Origin of the sequence: Burkholderia sp. BCC1644 (genome assembly GCF_902833225.1) — a bacterium.
GTDB lineage: Bacteria > Pseudomonadota > Gammaproteobacteria > Burkholderiales > Burkholderiaceae > Burkholderia.
In genome coordinates, this window is the sequence record NZ_CADFEI010000007.1 from 164,056 (window position 1) to 181,951 (window position 17,896).

The following is a 17,896-nucleotide window of genomic DNA, read 5'->3' on the forward strand; positions in this document are numbered from 1 at the left end:
AGCGCGCTCGCGCAACGGTCAAACGACGGCGCGCGCGCCACCGGCAGAATCGAAGCCGTTCCGCGCCACCGGGCGCCTGTCAGCGAGACCCGCCATGTTTTCTGTTTCCTCTCCCGCGAAGATCGTGTTTCTCGACCGCGCAACGCTGTCGCCGCAGACCGTGCTGAAGCCGTTCCCGTTTCCGCACGTGATGCAGACGTTCGACCGGACGGCCGCGCACGAGATCGCCGCGCGCATCGGCGACGCGGACATCGTCGTGACCAACAAGGTGCGGCTCGACGCGGCGGCGCTGGCCAATGCCACGCAACTGCGGATGATCGCGATCGCCGCGACGGGCACGGACATCGTCGATCTCGATGCGTGTGCGGCGCGCGCCATCGTCGTGAGCAATATTCGCGGCTATGCGGTCCGCACCGTGCCGGAGCACACGTTCGCGCTGATCTTCGCGCTGCGCCGCAGCCTCGTGGCCTATCGCGACGCGGTGCGCGCGGGACGCTGGCTCGACAGCGGCCAGTTCTGCTTCTTCGATCACCCGATCCGCGACCTGGCCGGCTCAACGCTCGGGATCGTCGGCGACGGCGTGCTCGGCCGCGCGGTGGCCGGCATCGCTCGTGCGCTCGACATGCGGGTACTGTTCGCGGCGCACGGCGAGCCCTCGGGTGACGACCGTGTGCCGCTCGACGCGCTGCTGCGCGACAGCGACGTGATCACGCTGCACTGCCCGCTCACGCCCGCGACGCGGCACCTGATCGATGCGGACGCGTTCACGCGCATGGCGCGCCGGCCGCTGCTGATCAATACCGCGCGAGGCGGGCTCGTGGACGAAAGCGCGCTCGTCGACGCAGTGCAGTCGGGGCAGATCGCGGGCGCGGGGTTCGACGTGGTCACGCAGGAGCCGTTGCCGGCCGCGCATCCGTTCCACGCGATCCTGTCGCATCCGGCGTTCATCCTGACGCCGCATGTCGCGTGGGCGAGCGACGAGGCGATGCAGGCGCTCGCCGATCAGCTCGTCGACAACGTTGCCGCGTTCGTCGGTGGCGAACCGCGGCATGTCGTGTAGCGGCGAGCAAAGGCGCGCAAAAAACAGAAGGGCCCCGCTCGATTGCTCGAAGCGGGGCCGGCTGAATTCGGGGGCTGCTTGTGCCAGCGACCCGGCACGTAACGGGTTCGTGCCTCCGCCCTGTCTTGCGGCCGGTTTCCGAATGCCTGATGAGCGCTACTTCAGGGAATTCAGACCGACGATGACGTAGGGCAAGGCCGAAAAGCCGCTCAGTAGGCGGACATCTCGACGCAAGGATCGACCTTGGACGGCGAGCAGATGACCGAGTACTTGGCGCTCTCGCGCATCAGCGCTTCGCCTTCGTGCAGCGCGATCTTGATCTCGGGGTGGCGCTCGTACGCAAGGAAGGCCGAGCACATCACGGCGGACATCACGACGAGGGAAAACACAAATTTTTCAAGGGTTTGGAAGCGTTCAGGCATGGTTCGACCTTTCTCTTAGGCCGTGATTATATCTCGAAATAAGGGTTTTCCCTATAAGCCAGCCCGCATACCGAGGATGCATTCAATCGAGATCGGGTCAGATGCTCGCGCCCTTTTTTAGCGCAAGCCGCGAGACGGCGCGGCCCGCCAGGACGAGGCCGCGCACCGGGAGAAGGGAAAGAAGGCTGGCCGCCGGCGCGTCAGTGCGTCATTGCGGCGCCGATGCGCCGCTTGCCGCATTGCCCGGCCACGCCTTGCCGATGTGGTCGATCAGCGATTTCGCGGTGCCCGTCACGAGCGCCGCATCGACGCCCGACGTCTGCCACGAGCCGTCGGCGGCCTTCACGAAGGTGAGGTTCGCGCGCGACGGCGAGTAATCGGCATTGCGCCACGTGACGACGACGTCGCACGAGTACGTGCGATCGCCGAGCTTCTTGCAGTCGCCGTCGGGCTTGGCCGACACGACATCGGCCGAGACCGGCAGCGGCTGGCCGAACAGCGCGTTCAGGCCGCCGTGGTTTTCCGCCTCGAGCGCGCGGCGCACGGCCGCGTCGACGTCGCCCGATCCGGGGCCGTCGTGGAGCAGGTTGCAGGCGGCCAGCAGCGTCGAGGCGCCGGCGAGTGTCAGCAGCGTTTGAAACTTCATGGATATCCGTCGATCGGGGGAACGCCGCGTAGTCTGCAACGTCCGCGTGCCGGGCGCGGTATCCATTTGTAACCAATTGCACGGAGGCCCGGCACGACCGTGCGACGCCCTCGCCTACTGGCGCTCCTGCTTCACGCGGCTGACCAGCTGCGTCGGGCTCACGAACTGCAGCGCGATCACGACCCAGACGAGCGTGATGGCCATGTAGATCATCGCCATCGCGTCGATCGACTGCGGCGCGCGCACGCCGGTCGAGAACACCGCGTAATACAGCGCGACGACGAGCGTCTGCGTGCTCGGCCCCGCGGTGAAGAACGTCAGCTCGAACATCCCGATCGTGCGCACCAGCACGAGCAGCCCGGCCGCGAGCATGCCGGGCACCAGCAGCGGCAGCAGCACGTAGCGGAAATAGCGCCACGTGTTCGCGCCGAAGATGCGCGCGGCGGCTTCGAGGTTCGGGTCGATCTGCTCGATGAACGGCGTCATCACGAGGATCACGAACGGCAGCGCCGGCACGAGGTTCGCGAGGATCACGCCCGGCAGCGTGCCGGCGAGCCCGACCTTGTACATCACGGTCGCCATCGGAATCCCGTACGTGACGGGCGGCACCATCAGCGGCAGCAGGAACACCAGCAGCGCGAAGCGCTTGCCGCGGAACTGCACGCGCGCGAGCGCATACGCGGCCGGCACGCCGAGCGCGATCGACAGCAGCACGACCGCGCCGACGACCTCGACGGTCACCCACAGCACGCTCGCGAGCTGGAAGTCCTCCCACGCCTTCGCGTACCAGTGCAGCGTGAAGCCCTGCGGCAGCGGCGTGCCGAACCAGCGCGTCGCGACCGAGTTCACCGCGACGGTCGCGATCAGCAGCATCACGTTCAGCAGGAAGAACGCCATCAGCCCCCAGACGAGCGCCTGCCAGGCACGACCGGCGAGGTTGCTTTTCATCCGGTGCGGTTTCCTTGCGTCGACGGGCCGTGCGCCGGGCGCGTCGTGTTTCGGCGGCCACGCGCGAGCGGCGTGATGGTCGGTCGTCATCAGCCCTTGCCTCCCGTCACCGCGCCCGTATAGAAGAAGCGGCGCGCGCCGAGCATCGACGCGACCACCAGCAGCTGGACGAAGCCCATCACGATCGCGATCGCCGACGCGAGCGAATAGTCATAGCTCTCGAACGCGGCTTCGGCCGCGGCGATCGAGATCACGCGTGTCGGGCCGGCCGGCGCGCCGAGCAGCACGGCCGACGGGAATACCGAGAACGCCTGCACGAACGACAGGCACGCGGCCATCGTCAGTCCCGGCACGAGCAGCGGCAGGTAGATCTGCCGGAACTGCTGCCACGGGTTCGCGCCGAGCGTGGCCGCTGCGCGCGCGAGCGTCGGGTCGATGCCGCTGATGTACGACAGCATCAGCAGGAACGCGAACGGAAAGCCCGACACGATCAGCGACAGCAGCACGCCCCAGTAGTTGTGCGTGAGGCGCACTTCGTCGGTGTACAGGTGCAGCCCCTGCAGCGCCTGCGGGAACCAGCCGTTCGGCCCGAAATACGTGAGCATCCCGTCGGCGACGAGCACCGTGCCGAGCGTGACGGGAATCACGAGCAGCGTCGTGACGAGCTTCTGGTACGGCGAATGGCGGCGCAGTGCAAACGCGACGGGCACCGCGATGCCGACGTTGAGCAAGGTCGCCGGTACCGCCAGCTTCAGCGTGACGAGCACGGTCGGCCACATCGCGGTATCGGTGAAGAACTGCAGGTAGTTCGCGAGCGCGCCGCCGCCGTTCATCGGCTGGAACGACAGCACGAGACCGTACGCGAACGGATAGACGAACAGCGCGACGATGAACGCGAGCGCGGGCGTGACGAGCCACGCCTTCGCGTCGCGCGGCGTGCCGGCGGTCGGAAGCGTGCTCATGCGGCCGCCCGGTGGCGCGTTGCAGCGCACGCGATGCGGCGGCCGTTCATTGCGCATCTCCCGCATAGACGAGCGTGCAAGACGGCGCAACACGTAGCCGCAAATGTTCGCCTTCCGCGAAGTCGCCGGCGACGCGCGCCCAGATCGCGCCGAACGGCGTGAGCGCACGGATCAGCGAGTCGCGGCCGCCGTATTCGACTGTTTCGACGGTCGCGTCGAACGCGTTGTCGCCGCGCTCGTCCGCGCGCTCGATGTCGTCGGGGCGCAGCGCGACCACGACATCCTTTGCGTCGAAGCCGGCCATCGGCACGCCCGTGAGCGGCACGCCGCCGGCTGCGACCCGGACGTGATCGCCGGTCATCCCTTCGAGCGTGAACGGCAACACGTTGCGGTAGCCCATGAAGCGCGCGACGTGCAGGTTGTGCGGGCGCGTGTAGACGTCTTTCGGCGACGCGACCTGCTGCACGACGCCCTCCTTCATCACGACGATGCGGTCGGCCATCGACAACGCTTCGTCCTGGTCGTGCGTCACGTAGATCGTCGCGCGTTCGAGTTGCGTGTGGATGCGGCGGATCTCGGCGCGCATCTCGATGCGCAGCTTCGTGTCGAGGTTCGACAGCGGCTCGTCCATCAGCACGAGCGGCGGCTCGATCACGATCGCGCGCGCAATCGCGACGCGCTGCTGCTGCCCGCCCGACAGTTGCCCCGGCAGCTTGCCCTCATGGCCGACGAGCTGCACGAGTTCGAGCGCCTGCTGCGCGCGCCGTCGCGCTTCCTGCTTCGGCATGCCGCGCATCTTGAGGCCGAAGCCGACGTTGTCGAGCACCGACATGTGCGGAAACAGCGCGTAGTTCTGGAACACCATCCCGAAGCCGCGCCGCTCGGGCGGCAGCACGTCGATGCGCGTGTCGTCGAGCCAGATGCCACCGCTCGTCAGCGGCTGGAGCCCCGCGATGCAGTTCAGCGCGGTGGACTTGCCACAGCCCGACGGGCCGAGCAGCGCAATGAATTCGCCACGCCGGATTTCGAGGTCGAGCCCGTTCAGCGCGGCGACCTGCGCGCCTTCCGCATTGGTGAAGCTGCGGCACACGCCGTCGAGCCGCAGCCGTTCGAAACTGTGCTTCATTGCGCGAACTCCATCGACGCGGGCGCCGTGGCGCCCGCCGGTTCAGGCGTCACTTCGATTTCTGCGAACCGATCTCGCGATCCCATTTCTGGAACGCGGCGACCATCGCCTGCGCGCTGAGCGGCTGCACGTGCGGGCGCTCGGCGAGCAGCTTCGCGTACTCGGGGCGGCCGAACTTGCGCACGACTTCCTGGCTGTGCGCAGGGGCCATCTCGAGCGTCACGCCCTTGACCGCCGGGCCCGGATAGAAATAGCCGTCGTCGTAGGTCATGGCCTGCTGCGCCGGTTCGAGCAGGAAGTTCATCAGCTTGAACAGCACGTCGAGTTTTTCCTTCGGCACGCCCTTCGGGATCACCATGTAGTGCGCGTCGTTGACCCACGTCATGTTGTCGAACGCCTGGATCCTGAACTCGGCCGGCACGATGCCGAGCGCGCGCGGGTTGAGGTCCCAGCCCGTGACGGTCACGGTCATGTCGCGCGTACCTTCGCCGAGCTCCTTCATCACCGCCGACGTGCCGCCCGGGTAGTACGGCACGCAGTCGTTCAATGCCTTCAGGAACGCCCAGGTCTTGTCCCAGCCGTTGACCGGATCCTGCGGATTCTTGTCGCCGAGCACGTACGGCAGCCCCATCAGGAACGTGCGGCCGGGGCCCGAGTTCGCTGGGCGCGCATAGATCAGCTTGTTCGGGTGCGCCTTGCACCAGGCGAGCAATTGATCGGGCGTCTTCGGCGGGTCGCTGACCTTCGCCGGGTTGTATTCGAGCAGCGGGCCGGCCGGCATGTAGGTGACTTCGAGGCCGAAGCCCTGCGCGAGGTCCTGCATCTTGCGCGGGCCGGGCGCGTATCTGTCGAGCACGCCGGGGAAAGCGGCCGCGTCGTCGGGCAGGAGCTTGCGCCACAGGTTCTGTTCGATGCCGGCGGCCAGCGCGTCGGTGCCCGTCAGCACGAGGTCGATGTCGGAGCGCCCCGCCGCCTGCATCGCCTTGATCTTGCCCGGCAGCTGCGGCGCCGGCGCATTCGTGAACGTGACGTTCGACACGAGGGTCGGGTTCTTGTCGCGGAACGCCTCGATGGCCTTCTGCGTGAGCTGCAGGTTGCCCGCGACGTCGACGATATTCAGCGACACGGGAGCCGCAACGGCCGCCGCGGCAGACAGCGTGAAACCCAGTGCGAGTGCGACCCGGCGGACACGGCGAGCGATCGTGGTGGTGTTCATGTCTCCTCACTTCGGTCGGTGGATGGGACCTTTCTTTTCAGGAAATCATGACGGCGTTATACGATGTCGGTCAACAAAAAACCATGGCGCGCGGGGCGGGACTTTCCCTGACAAAAACCCTTCTGCAATAGCGCAATTCGAAAGGATGAACGGATATAGGGTGCGTTGCGGTGGGTTGGGTGGAGTGTGTTAAGACATCGTATGTCGGCGCGATTGCCGAATCAGGCTGGTGTGTCGAGAGCGTCCGGCCGGCGTGCTTCGCGAAAAGGATGCAATTTCGACCGGATACCCGGAAGACGTATCGAGCCCGTACGGGTTATCGGCGTGCGATCATCAGAACGATGCCGCAGAGAATGGTTTCGTGAGACAGGGTTTCAACGGGACCGGGACAACTCCCAAACCGCACTGAAATACTCAGCCAGTTCCTCGCTCGTGACGCTGCCATCGGCGACATCGACCATGAGGTCTTCAAGATCGGCAAGGCGTGGAATCGAGATGCCTTGCCGCTCCATATACGTCAGGGCGCAAGTAAGGCCGGTACGCTTGTTGGCATCATTGAACACATGCCCGCGTGCGATTGCGACGGCATAGGTCGACGCAATACCGAACACGTCATCAAGTCCCGCGTAATGAACATGATTTTCGACGCGATGTAGGGCCGCCTCGACACCGCCTCGGCCGGCATGAGCGAACCCGCTCAGGCCGCCGAGGTCCCGAATGATCTCGTCGTGAATGGTGATGACGTAATCGAGATCCAGCAAATCAGCGATCCTTCAGCGCGATCAGCACGTCCCGGTGTTCGGTAATGACCTTTCGTGCTGCGCGCAGAACGTCGCCTTTTTCGGTTTCGGTCGAAACCTTGACCTCCGTCGTAGGACGAATGATCGTGCGAGGTTTCAGTTCGACCCCGTACAGCGTTTTCCTTTTGGGAGCCATGACAGATTTCCGATGAAAATATAATAGTAATCAGCCACTTATCCGCGGCCACACTACCGATAATCATAGCATCCATCGATGCCGCCAAAGGATGTCTGCACGGGCAAACGATGCCGACGTGTCAATCCGTCATTTCAGAGCGATTGCGCCGAGCGCCGCCACTTCGCCGATCAGCCGCTCGGCGTCATGCCATTGGCCGTATCCGGACGCCGGATTCAGGTGTCCGACCTCGCCGAGATCGACGAGCTTGCTGCCCCACCCGGCCGCGAACGCCTCCGCGCGCTCGAAGCGCGCGAGCGGATCGTTCCGGCTCGCGGCGACGATGCTCGGGAACGGCAGCCGCTGTGTCGGCACGGGCGTCCAGCCATGCGCGTCGATCGCGTCGGGCGACGGATAGCCGGCGGGCATCGGCATGTCGAGATCGGCCGGCGCCGCGAGCAGCGCGCCGTGGATCGCGCGCGTGGCCTGCCGCGCCCAGTGCACGGTAATCATCACGCCCGCGCTGTGCGCGACCAGGATCACCGGGCCGTCGATCTCGGCGAGTGCCGCATCGAGGGCCGCGACGCGTGCGGCGCGGCTCAGCTTGTCGGCTTCGAGCGGCGCGACGGAGCGTGCGTTCGGCAAGCGCCGTTCGAGATGCGTCTGCCAGTGGTCGTCGACGTGATCGCGCAAGCCGGGCACGATCAGGATGGTGGGCGCGGTCGCCAGGGTCATGCTGCCTCCAGGAGAGTTCACGAAAATTGGGATGCGCGCCGTTCGCGTTCGACGCGCGCGAGATCGGCCGCGTAGCTTGCGCGTCCGATCGCGAACAGCACGGCGGCCGCGAACGGCACGACGGGAATCCATTGCAGTGCGCCGACGAGGCCTGCGTGATCGGCGGCCCACCCCGTCAGCAGCGGGCCCGGCGCCATGCCGAGCAGGTTGTTCGCGAGCGTGAGCGTCGCGAAGGCCGACGCGTGGATCGCGGCCGGCGTCAGGTTCGCGACCATCGCACCCGATGCGCCGGACGCGCCCGCGCCGACCAGCATGCCCGCGCAGATCAGCGCGAGTTGCAGCGGCCCCGGCGGCAGCCGGAACGCGATCGCGAGGCAGATGCCCGTCAACACGCAATAGGCGATCGCGGTCAGCCATTTGCGCGAGCCGTCGGCGCGCCCGACGCGGTCGGTGACGACGCCGCAGCCGACCATCCCGACGCCCGCGATCAACACGAAGCCGGCCGCGAGCACGGCCGCGCGGTCGGGCGCCATCGCGTAGTAGCGGTTCAGGTAGCTCGGCAGCCACGCGAACAGCGCGCCCGGCACGAACAGGTGCAGCCCGCTGCCGAGATACGCGCAGATCACCGAGCGCGAGGCGAACAGCCCCGACATCAGCGCACGCACGCTGCCGCGCAGGTCGCGCGGCGCGTCGGCGTCGCGCCGGCACGGTTCGATGCGGCATGCGGCGAGGCGCCGCTCGGTCACCACGCAGCGATACGCGACGAGCAGCACGATGCCGAGCGCGGCCATCACGCCGAACGACCAGCGCCAGCCGAGATGCGCACCGACCAGCCCGCCGAGCGCCATCCCGAACACCGAGCCGAACGCGCCGCCGGCCATGAATGCGCCGGTCAGCGTCGCGCGCAGCCGGGCCGGAAAGATGCTGAGGATCAGGGCGACGCCGACGCTGCCGTACGCGGCTTCGCCGAGCCCGACGAGGCCGCGCGCGACCAGCATTTCCGCGTAGTTGGTCGACAGCGCGCATCCGAGTGTCGCGACGCTCCACAACGCGGCCATCAGGACGATGCTGCGCACGCGCCCGAAGCGGTCGGCGAGGACCGACAGCGGAAACGTCAGCAGGCCGACCAGCAGCGCGACGACGCCGGAGAGCGAACCGAGCTGCGTGTCCGACAGCGCCCACGCGTGCTTGAGCAGCGGAAACACCGCGTTGAGCACCTGCCGCGACATGTAATCCGACAGCAGCAGCCCGACGGTCAGTCCGAACACGAGCCACGCATACGCAGGCGCGCGCCGCTCGGTGGCCGTCAGGTCCTGCAGCGACGGCTCGACGTGATGAATCAACATGCGTGTCTCCTCCGGCACCGGGGCGGCAATGCGCCGGCGCGGCTTGCGCGGCCCCGCTCCGTCGACCGGAGTCCGCCCTGCGTCATGCGCAGGGGTGGGTGCCGCGCCACAACGATCGGCAGGCGGCTGCCGCGCTCGCGGGCCGCCCGGATGCGCGGCGCGTCAGGCCGCGCGCAGCGGCACGCTCAGCTGGCCCGGCCGGCGGTTCGGCGCCATCCCGAGCTGCGCGAGCGTCTCGTCGATGCCGTCGTACTGCACGCCGATCCGGTAGATCGCCCTGGCTTCCTTGCCGGTCGCGATGTCGCGGCCGAGTTCGCGCGCGATCCGCGCGCATTGCTCGACCTGCTGCACCGACGTCATCCGGTTGCCCTTCTGGTCGATGATCGTGTCCTCGATCCCGCAGCGCGGATGCAGGCCCAGCGCCATCGCGACCGTGTTGATCGGCAGCACGTTCTTCATCAGCGATTCGAGCGTGATGCACGCACCGTCCGGACAGCGCCGCACGAATTCCATGAAGTTGTACGGATTCGGGCCGTCGAAGCCGCCGCCGATGCCGACCCACGTGACGTTGAGCGGGCCGCGATAGACGCCGCGCCGGATGATCCGCTCGAGCGTTTCGAGCGCATGCATGCCGGTCAGCTGGAAATGCGGCTGGATGCCGGCCGCCTGCAGCCGGCGCAGGTGTTCGTCGACCCAGCCGGGGCCGGCCGGCACCGTCATCTCGCGGTACGCGTCCCACAGCGCGGCTTCGTTCAGCGACGTGCCGGCGATGTCCTTGCGATTCATCAACTCGGTGATGTTCATCTGCACGGTGTTGATCGCGACCGTCACCTGGTCGGGCTTCGGCGTCAGCTCGGCGAGCATGTGGCGCGTGTCGTCGGAGAGCCATTTCGCATCGGCGCCCTCGCCTTCCGGCGCGAACGAGATCGAGCCGCCGACCTGCAGGATCATGTCGGGCACCGCTTCGCGCAGCCGGCCGAGCAGCTCGTTGAATTTCGACAGCCGCTTGCTGCCCTTGCCGTCGAGTTCGCGCACATGCAGGTGCAGCACCGTCGCGCCCGCGTTGTAGCAGTCGACGGCCTTCTGCACGTGCTCGTCCATCGTCACCGGAATGTCTTCCGGAAAATCGGCGGGCATCCATTCCGGGCCATACGGCGCGACCGTGATGACCACCTTGTCCTGGTTTTCCGGGTGCAGCGAATCGTCGAGAAATTGCATGTCGTCCTCCAGTGGAAATCGTTTTAGTGCAGGCGTACGGGCGTGCGTATCCCGCCGTGCCGGGCGGCGAGCCCGGCGCGTCGTGTGCAGGGTTGCGAGTCGGTTAAGGGGCGGGCGCGCTCAGAACGGCACGTCGCCGACGATGCCTGCGCGCTCCATCCGGCGCACGCACGGCGGGTAGTCCATCACCGCGTAATGCTGCGTGCTGCGGTTGTCCCAGATCGCGACGCTGTTCTTCTTCCAGCGCCAGCGCACCTGGTATTCGGGGATCGCGGCCTGGCTGATCAGGTACTGCAGCAACTGGCCGGCGCCGGGGTTTGCATCCTGGCCGAAGCGCACGCGGCCGGGTGTGTGGAAGTTCGTGAAATGCGTCGCGAACGCGTTCACGTACAGCACCTTCTCGCCGGTTTCCGGATGCGTGCGCACGACCGGATGCTCGGCGTCCGGGTACTGCGCCTTCAACGCGAGGCGGCGGTCGATCGGCATCGCTGCGCCGAAGCTCGCCTCGATGCTGTGGCGCGCGCGCAAGTCCGCGATCTGCTGCTTCACGTGGTCCGGCAGGTTCTCGTACGCGAGCACCATGTTCGCCCACATCGTGTCGCCGCCAACCGGCGGACCCTCGATGCAGCGCAGCACGCAGCCGAACGGCGGCGCCACGCGCCAGCTCGCATCGCTGTGCCACGCATTCTCGTAGCGGTCGTTCGGCTGGTCGGGCGACTTGTAGATCCGCACGAGCCCCGGGTGCTCGGGATCGCTGCCGGCGACCGGATGATCCTCGAGCTCGCCGAAGCGCCGCGCGAACGCAACGTGCTCGGCGCGCGTGATGTCCTGGTCGCGCAGGAACAGCACGCGATGCCGGAGCAACTGCGCGCGGAGCTCGGCGAACAGGCCGTCGTCGTGCACGGCGTCGGCGAGGCTCACATCCAGCAGTTCCGCGCCGATCGCGCAGGTCAGGGGTTCGACTCGCATGCGCGTCTCCTCAGACGATGAACACCGACGAACCGGTCGTCTTGCGCGATTCGAGATCGCGGTGTGCCTGCGCGGCATCCTGCAGCGCATAGCGCTGGTTGATCTCGATCCTGATGCGGCCGGCCGCGACGTGCGCGAACAGTTCGCCGGCCAGGTCGTTCTTCTCGGCCGGATCGGCGATGTAGTCGGCCAGCGCCGGGCGCGTCAGGTACAGCGAGCCCTTCATCGCGAGGCGCTGCGGATCGAACGGCGGGATCGGACCCGACGCGGTGCCGACGCATACCATCAGCCCGCGCCGCTTCAGCGAATCGAGCGAGCCTTCGAAAGTGTCCTTGCCGACGCTGTCGAACACGACGTCGACACCCGCGCCGTCCGTCAGTTCGCGCACGCGCTTCGCGACGTCCTCGCGGCTGTAGTCGATCGTATGGTCGCAGCCGTGGGCACGGGCGATCGCGGCCTTGTGCTCGCTCGACACGGTGCCGATCACCGTGAGCCCGAGCAGCTTCGCCCATTGCGACACGATCAGCCCGACGCCGCCGGCGGCCGCATGCAGCAGGATCGTGTCGCCCGGCGCGAACGCATGGATGCGGCGCAGCAGGTAGGCCGACGTGAGTCCGCGCATCGTCATCGCGGCGGCCGTTTCGCACGAGATGCCGGCCGGCAGCCGGACGAGCGGCGCGGCCGGGATCAGCCGCTCGGTGCTGTACGCGCCGAGCGTGTTCAAAAAGCCCGTGTAGGTCACGCGATCGCCGACGGCCACGTTCGTCACGCCGGGGCCGACCGCGTCGACCACGCCGGCCGCCTCGACGCCGATGCCGGCCGGCAGCGGCACCGGATACAGGCCGCTGCGGAAATACGTGTCGGCGAAATTCAGCCCGACGGCCTCGTGCCGCAGGCGCACCTGGCCGGCGCCCGGATCGCCGACGTCGACTGCTTCCCAGCGCAGCACGTCGGGGCCGCCGGTTTCGTGGAATCGCACTGCATGTGCCATCGTGTTCTCCGTATGGTGTCAGTCCGATGCGCGTCGCGCATCGTCGGGTTCGTTCATGACCGGCGGCGTCGCGGTTGCGCGGCCCGCCGGCGGTTCGTCCAGTTCGCTCCAGTCGGCGTCGCCCAGGTAGCGCCGCGCGGCGGGAAAAATCACGCCTTCCATCCGCCCCATCTGCTCGAACGCGCCGTGCGCATAACGAGCGAGCGCCGCATCGAATGCGGCGGACGGCAGCCCGTCCGCGGCGATCCGGCCGAGCGCGTCGAGCGCCTGTGCATCGCGTTGCCGCTGGCGATCGAGTTCGTCCAGTTCGGCCGCGACGCACTCCGCGCGGATACGTAACACCGCGAAGAGCCGCGCTTCGGCGTCCGTGCCGAAACGCGCGTTCTGCAGTGCGGCGAGCGAGGCCAGCGCACGCTGCACGTCGACCGCGTGCCGCTGCGGCCCGTTCGCGGCTGCGCCGGACGCCATCAGCATCTGCAGCAGCACGCCGACCCTGCGATGCGCGTCGAGACAACGCGCGATCACGCGCGCCTCGGCCGGCGTCCGGTGTGACGTGCAGACGAGCACCGGCACGCCGCTCGTCGCGAGCAGCTGCTGTCGCTGCGCGCGGGCCGCCGCATCGGCATCGGGCGGCAGCGCCGCGACGCCGATCAGGTCGCAGCCGAGCGTGCCGGCAAGCGCGCCGGGCGATGCGTCGCCGCTCGCCGGGTGGCCGGCCCCCGGATCGCCGGCCGCCGGATGGCCGGCCGCCGCAATCGCATGGGACAGGCCCTGCGCCCGGGCGGCGGCTTCCACTTTCGCACCGTGTTCCGGCAGCCGCGCTCCGGATAAACGCGAGTCCGGCGCGGCGCCGGGCAGCACGAACGTGACACGTGCGCCGACCGCGCGCGCCAGTTCGAGCGCATGGCCGATCGCGTCGATGCCGCCGGGCACGCCGTCGACCGTCACGAGCAGATGGCGGTACATCGTGCCGCTCCGCTTATCCGGCGGTCGGCGCGTTGCGCCGCGTGCCGGTCGATACGATCTTCATGGGTGGGCTCCTCGTGGTGTTCGTCATGTATCGGAACCCATGCTAGCGACGCGGCGCGGGTGCGGCCCCACTCGTCGCGGGGGGGATTGACGGGCGAACGCGGTTCGGCCGATCCTTCCCCCCACGCCCACCCCGGACGCTGGCCTGCACGGCCGGCGCCGGACTCCGACAGCTGCCCCGATGGCCCACCCACCCGATCGCGCCGACACGCCCCCCACCGAACTGGTCCTGAAGACGACCGCGCCGCGTGTGCCGGCGCAACTGCTCGCCCGCGCGCGGCTGAGCCTCGCCGCGCCGGCGTTCGACGGCCGGCCGGTCACGCTCGTGCAGGCGCCGGCCGGGTACGGCAAGACGTCGCTGCTCGCGCAGTGGCGCCGCGAGGCCCTTGCGCTCGGCCGCGCGGTCGTGTGGCTGTCGGCCGACGAGCGCGACGACGCTCAGCGGCTGCTGCAGGGGCTCGTACAGGCAGTGCGCACCGGTTGCGCGCGGCCGGGCTTCGGGCGGCTGGTCCCGGGCGGTGCGGCGCGCGCGCTGGACGGCCTGACCGCGTGGCTCGCCGAAGTCGCCCAACTGTCGATCGACGCGCTGCTGATCGTCGACGACGCCGAGCGGCTGCCGGTTGCCGGCCTCGAGGCGCTGACCTACGTGCTGCACAACGCGCCGCAGAACCTGCATGTCGTCGTCGCCGCGCGGCGCGGGCTCGATCACGCGGCCGGCGACCTGCTCGCCGGCGGCCAATGCACGCTCGCGGGCCCCGACTGGCTGCGCTTCACGCTCGACGAGACGATCGCGCTGGTCGGCGCGCGCTTTGCGCAACGGGTGGACGCCGACGCGTGCGCGCGGCTCTTCGAGCGCGTCGACGGCTGGCCGCTCGGGCTGCAGCTCGCGATGGCCGCGATGGCGCGCTCGGCCGATCCGCGCCAGGCGGTCGATGCGCTCGCCGCACGCATGGACGGCACGCGCGACCGGCTCGTCGAACTGCTGCTCGCGAACCAGTCGGCGGACGACACCGCGTTCCTGACGCGCACGAGCGTCGCCGATCGCCTGCATCCGTCGCTGTGCGCGGCGCTGCTCGACGATGCGCACGCGCCCGACCGGCTCGCGCGGCTCGCGCGTGACACGCCGCTGTTCATTGCCTCGGACGATTCGGACTGGTGCCGGCTGCATCCGCTCGTGCGCGACACGCTGCGCGACCGCCTCGCCACGCGCGCCGACGCCGAGCGCAGCACGCTGCATGCACGCGCGGCGGCATGGCTCGATGCCCACGGGATGACCGAGGAAGCCGCACGCCACGCGTACGCGGCCGGCCAGTTCGAGACCGCGTACGCGCTCGCGCAGCGCTGCCTCGAGGATGCGATCAAGCAGGGCCGCATCAACGACGTGCTCGACTGGCTGGCGCTGCTGCCCGACGCGGAGCTCGACAAGCGCCCGACGCTGCGGATTGCGGTTGCGTGGGCGCTGGCGCTCGGCGAGCGTCATGTCGAGGCGCGGCGCCAGATCGCGGGCATCCTCGCGGATAACGGCACGCCGGCCGCGATGCGCTACGAATGCGCGCTGATCCTGAGCGCGGCCGCGTATTACGCCGACGAAATCGACCGCTTCGTCGAGCTGTTCGAGCCGTGGGCCGACTTCACGCCGCCGCCGGCGACGTGGCTCGCGCAGATGCACGCGAACCGGCTGTCGGCGCGCGCGATCATCGTCGGCGAACCGGCGCAGGCGCGCCGGTTCCAGCAGGCCGCGCCACGCGGTGAAACGGCGGCCGGGTTCGGCTACGTCGCGCGCTGGGGCGAGCTGATCACGGGCCTGAGCTACTTGCGCGAAGGCCAGATCCGGCTCGCGGACGACGTGCTGGCGCCGGCGCTGGCGCGCGCGGAAGCCGATCTCGGGCGTCGTCATCCGCTGACCTGCATGCTCGCGGCGATGTGCGCGGCGATCGCGTACGAGGCCGACCGCGTCGACCAGGCCGCCGCGTTGCTCGCGAACCGGCTCGACGTGCTCGAACACGCCGGCACGCCCGACACCGTGCTGCTCGGCTATCGCACGGCCGCGCGCATCGCGCTGCTGCGCGGCGTCGAACACCGCGCGATCGACCTGCTCGAAGCGCTCGACGCGATGGGTGTCGCGCGCCGGCTGCCGCGCCTGTCGGTCGCGAGCCTCGCCGAACAGGTGCGCATCCACGCGGCGCGCTATCGCGAGGCGACCTGCCATGCGCTTGTCGAGCGGATCGACGCGATCGCCGCGGCCGAGTTTCCGTCGCACGGGCCGCTGTGGCGCCGCCCCGTCGTGCTGCTGCAGGCGACCGCGCACGCGGGCGCGGCGCTCGCCGCGCGCCGCTGGGACGATGCAAGCGCCGCGCTCGACGAGGCGGCCGTGCTGGCGCGCGAAATGAGCATGGGGCGCGAGCGCATCGAGATCATGGCGCTCAGCGCGTTCGCGCTCGAACAGTCGGGGCGCGGCGGCCGCGCGTTGCTCGACGAGGCGATGAATCTCGCCGACATGTTCGGGCTCACGCGCACGCTCGCCGACGCGCATCCGGCCGTCGCCGACTGGGCGCGTCGCGTCGGCGACGAGGCGGCCGCCGGCGACGGCCTCGCGCGGCACGCGCTGCCGCAGCCGCGCATCGTGCCGCCCGCGCCGCGCGGCGTGACGAGCCCGCGCGCGGTGCCGAGCGTCGTGCTGACGCCGAAGGAACGCGCGATCCTCGAGCTGCTCGCGCGCAACCTGTCGAACAAGGAGATCGCGGTCGCGCTCGCCGTCGGCGAGGAAACCGTGAAATGGCACCTGAAGAACCTGTTCGGCAAGCTCGACGCCAGCTCGCGCAAGCATGCCGTGCGCCGTGCGCTGGTGCTCGGGCTGCTCGAAAGCGCGCCTTGATGCGCGTTTGAGCCGGCCTCCCGCGGCCGCGTAGCCACCCGTCCCCCTTCGATTCTCCGCAACCCTGCCCCCCGCGCATGGGGGGGAGCGGCCGCGCGCCGTTGCGTAGTCTTTCCGCACGGCTCGCACCGGCGCCACCTGTCGCGCCCTCCCGCGTGCCTTGATGTTTCCCCGCTTTACCCGGACGGGCTCGATCCCGTTCCGGCCACGACAACCCCGGAGACTCCATGAAGACGAAACTGGCCGCGCTCGCGGCGCTCGCCGGCTGTTCGGCCCTCGCGCACGCGCAATCCTCCGTCACGCTCTACGGCGTGATCGACTCGGGCCTGCTGTACCAGAGCACGTCGGCCGCGTCGTTCAGCCCGAGCGCGCCGAATACCGGCAAGGTGTTCCGCATGAAGGACGGCGGCATCTATTCGAGCTTCTGGGGCATTCGCGGCAGCGAGGACATCGGCGGCGGCTACAAGGTCAACTTCAAGCTGCAGGGTTCGTTCGACAGCGGCACCGGCAAATTGCAACTGAGCGACACGCCGGGCGCCGTCGCGATCTTCAACCAGGTCGCGTCGCTTGGCGTGTCGGGCCCGTTCGGTTCGTTCACGGCCGGCCGCCAGATCGTGCCGATGATCTACGCGATGGCCGACACCGACGTGCGCAACGCGCAGTTCTTCGGCAGCGTGCTGACCGCCTGGCTCGGCCTGAACACCGCGGCCGGCTGGCCGGGCACGAGCACCAACGGCGCGATCGGCGCGCTGTACGACAGCAACGCGCTCGTCTACCAGTCGCCGACGTTCGCGGGCGCGTCGATCGCGCTCGAATACGCGCCGGGCGGCGTCGCCGGGCAGTTCCAGGGCGGCACGCGCGAATCCGTGGTGCTCAGGTATGCGAACTACGGGTTGAACGCATCGGCCGTCTACTACAACGGGCACGACACGAGTCCGGCGCCGGGCGTCGCGCCCACCGGCGTCGACAACAACCGCTTCTTTTACGTCGGCGCGAAGTACACGATCCGCGACTTTTCGGTGTCGGCGTCGTACGGCAACGGCAGGAATCCGTCGCACGCGGACAAGGTGAACCTCGACATGCTGTCGGCCGGCGTCGGCTATCGCTTCACGCCCGCGTTGCAGGTCACGTCCGCCGTGTACTACCTGAAGGACCGCAACCGCTCGGAAAACCGCTCGACGGCGGTCGTGCTCGCGGCCGACTACAGCCTGTCGAAGCGGACGATGGTCTACGCGCAGGTCGGCCGCGTGAACAACCGCGGCACGATGGACCAGATGCTCGTGTACGGGCAGCCGGTCGCGCCGGGCGTCGGCACGACGGCCGCGATGATCGGGCTGCGGCACAACTTCTGACGGCTTCGGGCCGTACGGCGCCGGGCGAGCGGGCCCGACGCCTGCATCGATTCCGGGGATCGGCTACAGTGGGCGTTTTCGGCGCG

At 68.9% G+C, this 17,896-nt stretch carries 17 protein-coding genes; 3 read left to right on the forward strand and 14 right to left on the reverse strand.

The features are described 5' to 3' along the window. Nucleotides 1-94: 94 nt before the first annotated feature. Entirely contained in the window at nt 95-1,060 is a 966-nt protein-coding gene (locus tag HWX87_RS15920; protein WP_176048008.1) for a D-2-hydroxyacid dehydrogenase, read from the forward strand. A gap of 209 nt (nt 1,061-1,269) precedes the next feature. Here HWX87_RS15920 and HWX87_RS15925 read toward each other — a convergent pair whose 3' ends face one another. The 14 genes from HWX87_RS15925 to HWX87_RS15990 form a co-directional block, all read right to left on the reverse strand. Next, nucleotides 1,270-1,482 carry a hypothetical protein gene (locus tag HWX87_RS15925; protein ID WP_047900698.1) on the reverse strand — a complete coding sequence of 71 codons (213 nt, stop codon included), beginning with the start codon at nt 1,480-1,482 and terminating at the stop codon, nt 1,270-1,272. Nucleotides 1,483-1,690: 208 nt separating this feature from the next. Continuing rightward, a complete protein-coding gene (locus tag HWX87_RS15930) occupies nt 1,691-2,128 on the reverse strand; it encodes a hypothetical protein (protein ID WP_176048009.1) in 438 nt (145 codons plus the stop codon). A 114-nt stretch (nt 2,129-2,242) separates the two neighbouring features. After that, entirely contained in the window at nt 2,243-3,166 is a 924-nt protein-coding gene (locus HWX87_RS15935) for an ABC transporter permease (RefSeq protein ID WP_176048010.1), read from the reverse strand. Beyond that, nucleotides 3,166-4,038 (reverse strand): sugar ABC transporter permease, encoded by an 873-nt coding sequence (locus HWX87_RS15940; protein ID WP_176048011.1) that lies wholly within the window; start codon nt 4,036-4,038, stop codon nt 3,166-3,168. The genes HWX87_RS15935 and HWX87_RS15940 overlap by 1 nt, the downstream gene beginning before the upstream one ends. A 46-nt stretch (nt 4,039-4,084) precedes the next feature. Then, entirely contained in the window at nt 4,085-5,164 is a 1,080-nt protein-coding gene (locus HWX87_RS15945) for an ABC transporter ATP-binding protein (protein WP_176048012.1), read from the reverse strand. A 49-nt stretch (nt 5,165-5,213) separates the two neighbouring features. Next, nucleotides 5,214-6,380, reverse strand: a complete 1,167-nt coding sequence (locus HWX87_RS15950; protein WP_176048013.1) for an extracellular solute-binding protein — start codon at nt 6,378-6,380, stop codon at nt 5,214-5,216. Between the two features lie 374 nt (nt 6,381-6,754). Then, entirely contained in the window at nt 6,755-7,141 is a 387-nt protein-coding gene (locus HWX87_RS15955) for a type II toxin-antitoxin system death-on-curing family toxin (protein WP_176048014.1), read from the reverse strand. A 1-nt stretch (nt 7,142) separates the two neighbouring features. Next, entirely contained in the window at nt 7,143-7,316 is a 174-nt protein-coding gene (locus tag HWX87_RS15960) for a hypothetical protein (protein ID WP_167347848.1), read from the reverse strand. 129 nt (nt 7,317-7,445) lie between these two features. Then, a complete protein-coding gene (locus tag HWX87_RS15965) occupies nt 7,446-8,030 on the reverse strand; it encodes an alpha/beta hydrolase (protein WP_176048015.1) in 585 nt (194 codons plus the stop codon). 17 nt (nt 8,031-8,047) lie between these two features. Next, nucleotides 8,048-9,376: an MFS transporter gene (locus HWX87_RS15970; protein ID WP_176048016.1), complete on the reverse strand. Its 1,329-nt coding sequence runs from the start codon at nt 9,374-9,376 to the stop codon at nt 8,048-8,050. A 162-nt stretch (nt 9,377-9,538) separates the two neighbouring features. Continuing rightward, entirely contained in the window at nt 9,539-10,594 is a 1,056-nt protein-coding gene (locus tag HWX87_RS15975) for a 3-keto-5-aminohexanoate cleavage protein (RefSeq protein ID WP_176048017.1), read from the reverse strand. Between the two features lie 120 nt (nt 10,595-10,714). Beyond that, entirely contained in the window at nt 10,715-11,563 is an 849-nt protein-coding gene (locus tag HWX87_RS15980; RefSeq protein ID WP_176048018.1) for a TauD/TfdA family dioxygenase, read from the reverse strand. A gap of 10 nt (nt 11,564-11,573) precedes the next feature. Beyond that, entirely contained in the window at nt 11,574-12,554 is a 981-nt protein-coding gene (locus tag HWX87_RS15985; RefSeq protein ID WP_021159633.1) for a quinone oxidoreductase, read from the reverse strand. 18 nt (nt 12,555-12,572) lie between these two features. Then, nucleotides 12,573-13,520 (reverse strand): hemerythrin domain-containing protein, encoded by a 948-nt coding sequence (locus tag HWX87_RS15990; protein WP_176048019.1) that lies wholly within the window; start codon nt 13,518-13,520, stop codon nt 12,573-12,575. A 244-nt stretch (nt 13,521-13,764) separates the two neighbouring features. Here HWX87_RS15990 and HWX87_RS15995 point away from each other — a divergent pair, with 244 nt between their 5' ends. Continuing rightward, entirely contained in the window at nt 13,765-16,458 is a 2,694-nt protein-coding gene (locus tag HWX87_RS15995; protein ID WP_176048020.1) for a LuxR C-terminal-related transcriptional regulator, read from the forward strand. A 227-nt stretch (nt 16,459-16,685) separates the two neighbouring features. Then, complete coding sequence (locus HWX87_RS16000; protein ID WP_176048021.1) at nt 16,686-17,810, forward strand: porin; 1,125 nt, start codon at nt 16,686-16,688, stop codon at nt 17,808-17,810. Nucleotides 17,811-17,896: the final 86 nt, after the last annotated feature.

Excerpts from the sequence above, each read along its gene's own strand:
- HWX87_RS15925 (WP_047900698.1), bottom strand. The coding sequence starts at position 1,482 with ATGCCTGAACGCTTCCAAACCCTTGAAAAATTTGTGTTTTCCCTCGTC.
- HWX87_RS15970 (WP_176048016.1), bottom strand. The coding sequence starts at position 9,376 with ATGTTGATTCATCACGTCGAGCCGTCGCTGCAGGACCTGACGGCCACC.
- HWX87_RS16000 (WP_176048021.1), top strand. The coding sequence starts at position 16,686 with ATGAAGACGAAACTGGCCGCGCTCGCGGCGCTCGCCGGCTGTTCGGCC.
- HWX87_RS15990 (WP_176048019.1), bottom strand. The coding sequence starts at position 13,520 with ATGTACCGCCATCTGCTCGTGACGGTCGACGGCGTGCCCGGCGGCATC.
- HWX87_RS15940 (WP_176048011.1), bottom strand. The coding sequence starts at position 4,038 with ATGAGCACGCTTCCGACCGCCGGCACGCCGCGCGACGCGAAGGCGTGG.
- HWX87_RS15975 (WP_176048017.1), bottom strand. The coding sequence starts at position 10,594 with ATGCAATTTCTCGACGATTCGCTGCACCCGGAAAACCAGGACAAGGTG.
- HWX87_RS15985 (WP_021159633.1), bottom strand. The coding sequence starts at position 12,554 with ATGGCACATGCAGTGCGATTCCACGAAACCGGCGGCCCCGACGTGCTG.
- HWX87_RS15945 (WP_176048012.1), bottom strand. The coding sequence starts at position 5,164 with ATGAAGCACAGTTTCGAACGGCTGCGGCTCGACGGCGTGTGCCGCAGC.
- HWX87_RS15950 (WP_176048013.1), bottom strand. The coding sequence starts at position 6,380 with ATGAACACCACCACGATCGCTCGCCGTGTCCGCCGGGTCGCACTCGCA.
- HWX87_RS15960 (WP_167347848.1), bottom strand. The coding sequence starts at position 7,316 with ATGGCTCCCAAAAGGAAAACGCTGTACGGGGTCGAACTGAAACCTCGC.
- HWX87_RS15920 (WP_176048008.1), top strand. The coding sequence starts at position 95 with ATGTTTTCTGTTTCCTCTCCCGCGAAGATCGTGTTTCTCGACCGCGCA.
- HWX87_RS15965 (WP_176048015.1), bottom strand. The coding sequence starts at position 8,030 with ATGACCCTGGCGACCGCGCCCACCATCCTGATCGTGCCCGGCTTGCGC.
- HWX87_RS15935 (WP_176048010.1), bottom strand. The coding sequence starts at position 3,166 with ATGACGACCGACCATCACGCCGCTCGCGCGTGGCCGCCGAAACACGAC.
- HWX87_RS15930 (WP_176048009.1), bottom strand. The coding sequence starts at position 2,128 with ATGAAGTTTCAAACGCTGCTGACACTCGCCGGCGCCTCGACGCTGCTG.
- HWX87_RS15980 (WP_176048018.1), bottom strand. The coding sequence starts at position 11,563 with ATGCGAGTCGAACCCCTGACCTGCGCGATCGGCGCGGAACTGCTGGAT.
- HWX87_RS15995 (WP_176048020.1), top strand. The coding sequence starts at position 13,765 with ATGGCCCACCCACCCGATCGCGCCGACACGCCCCCCACCGAACTGGTC.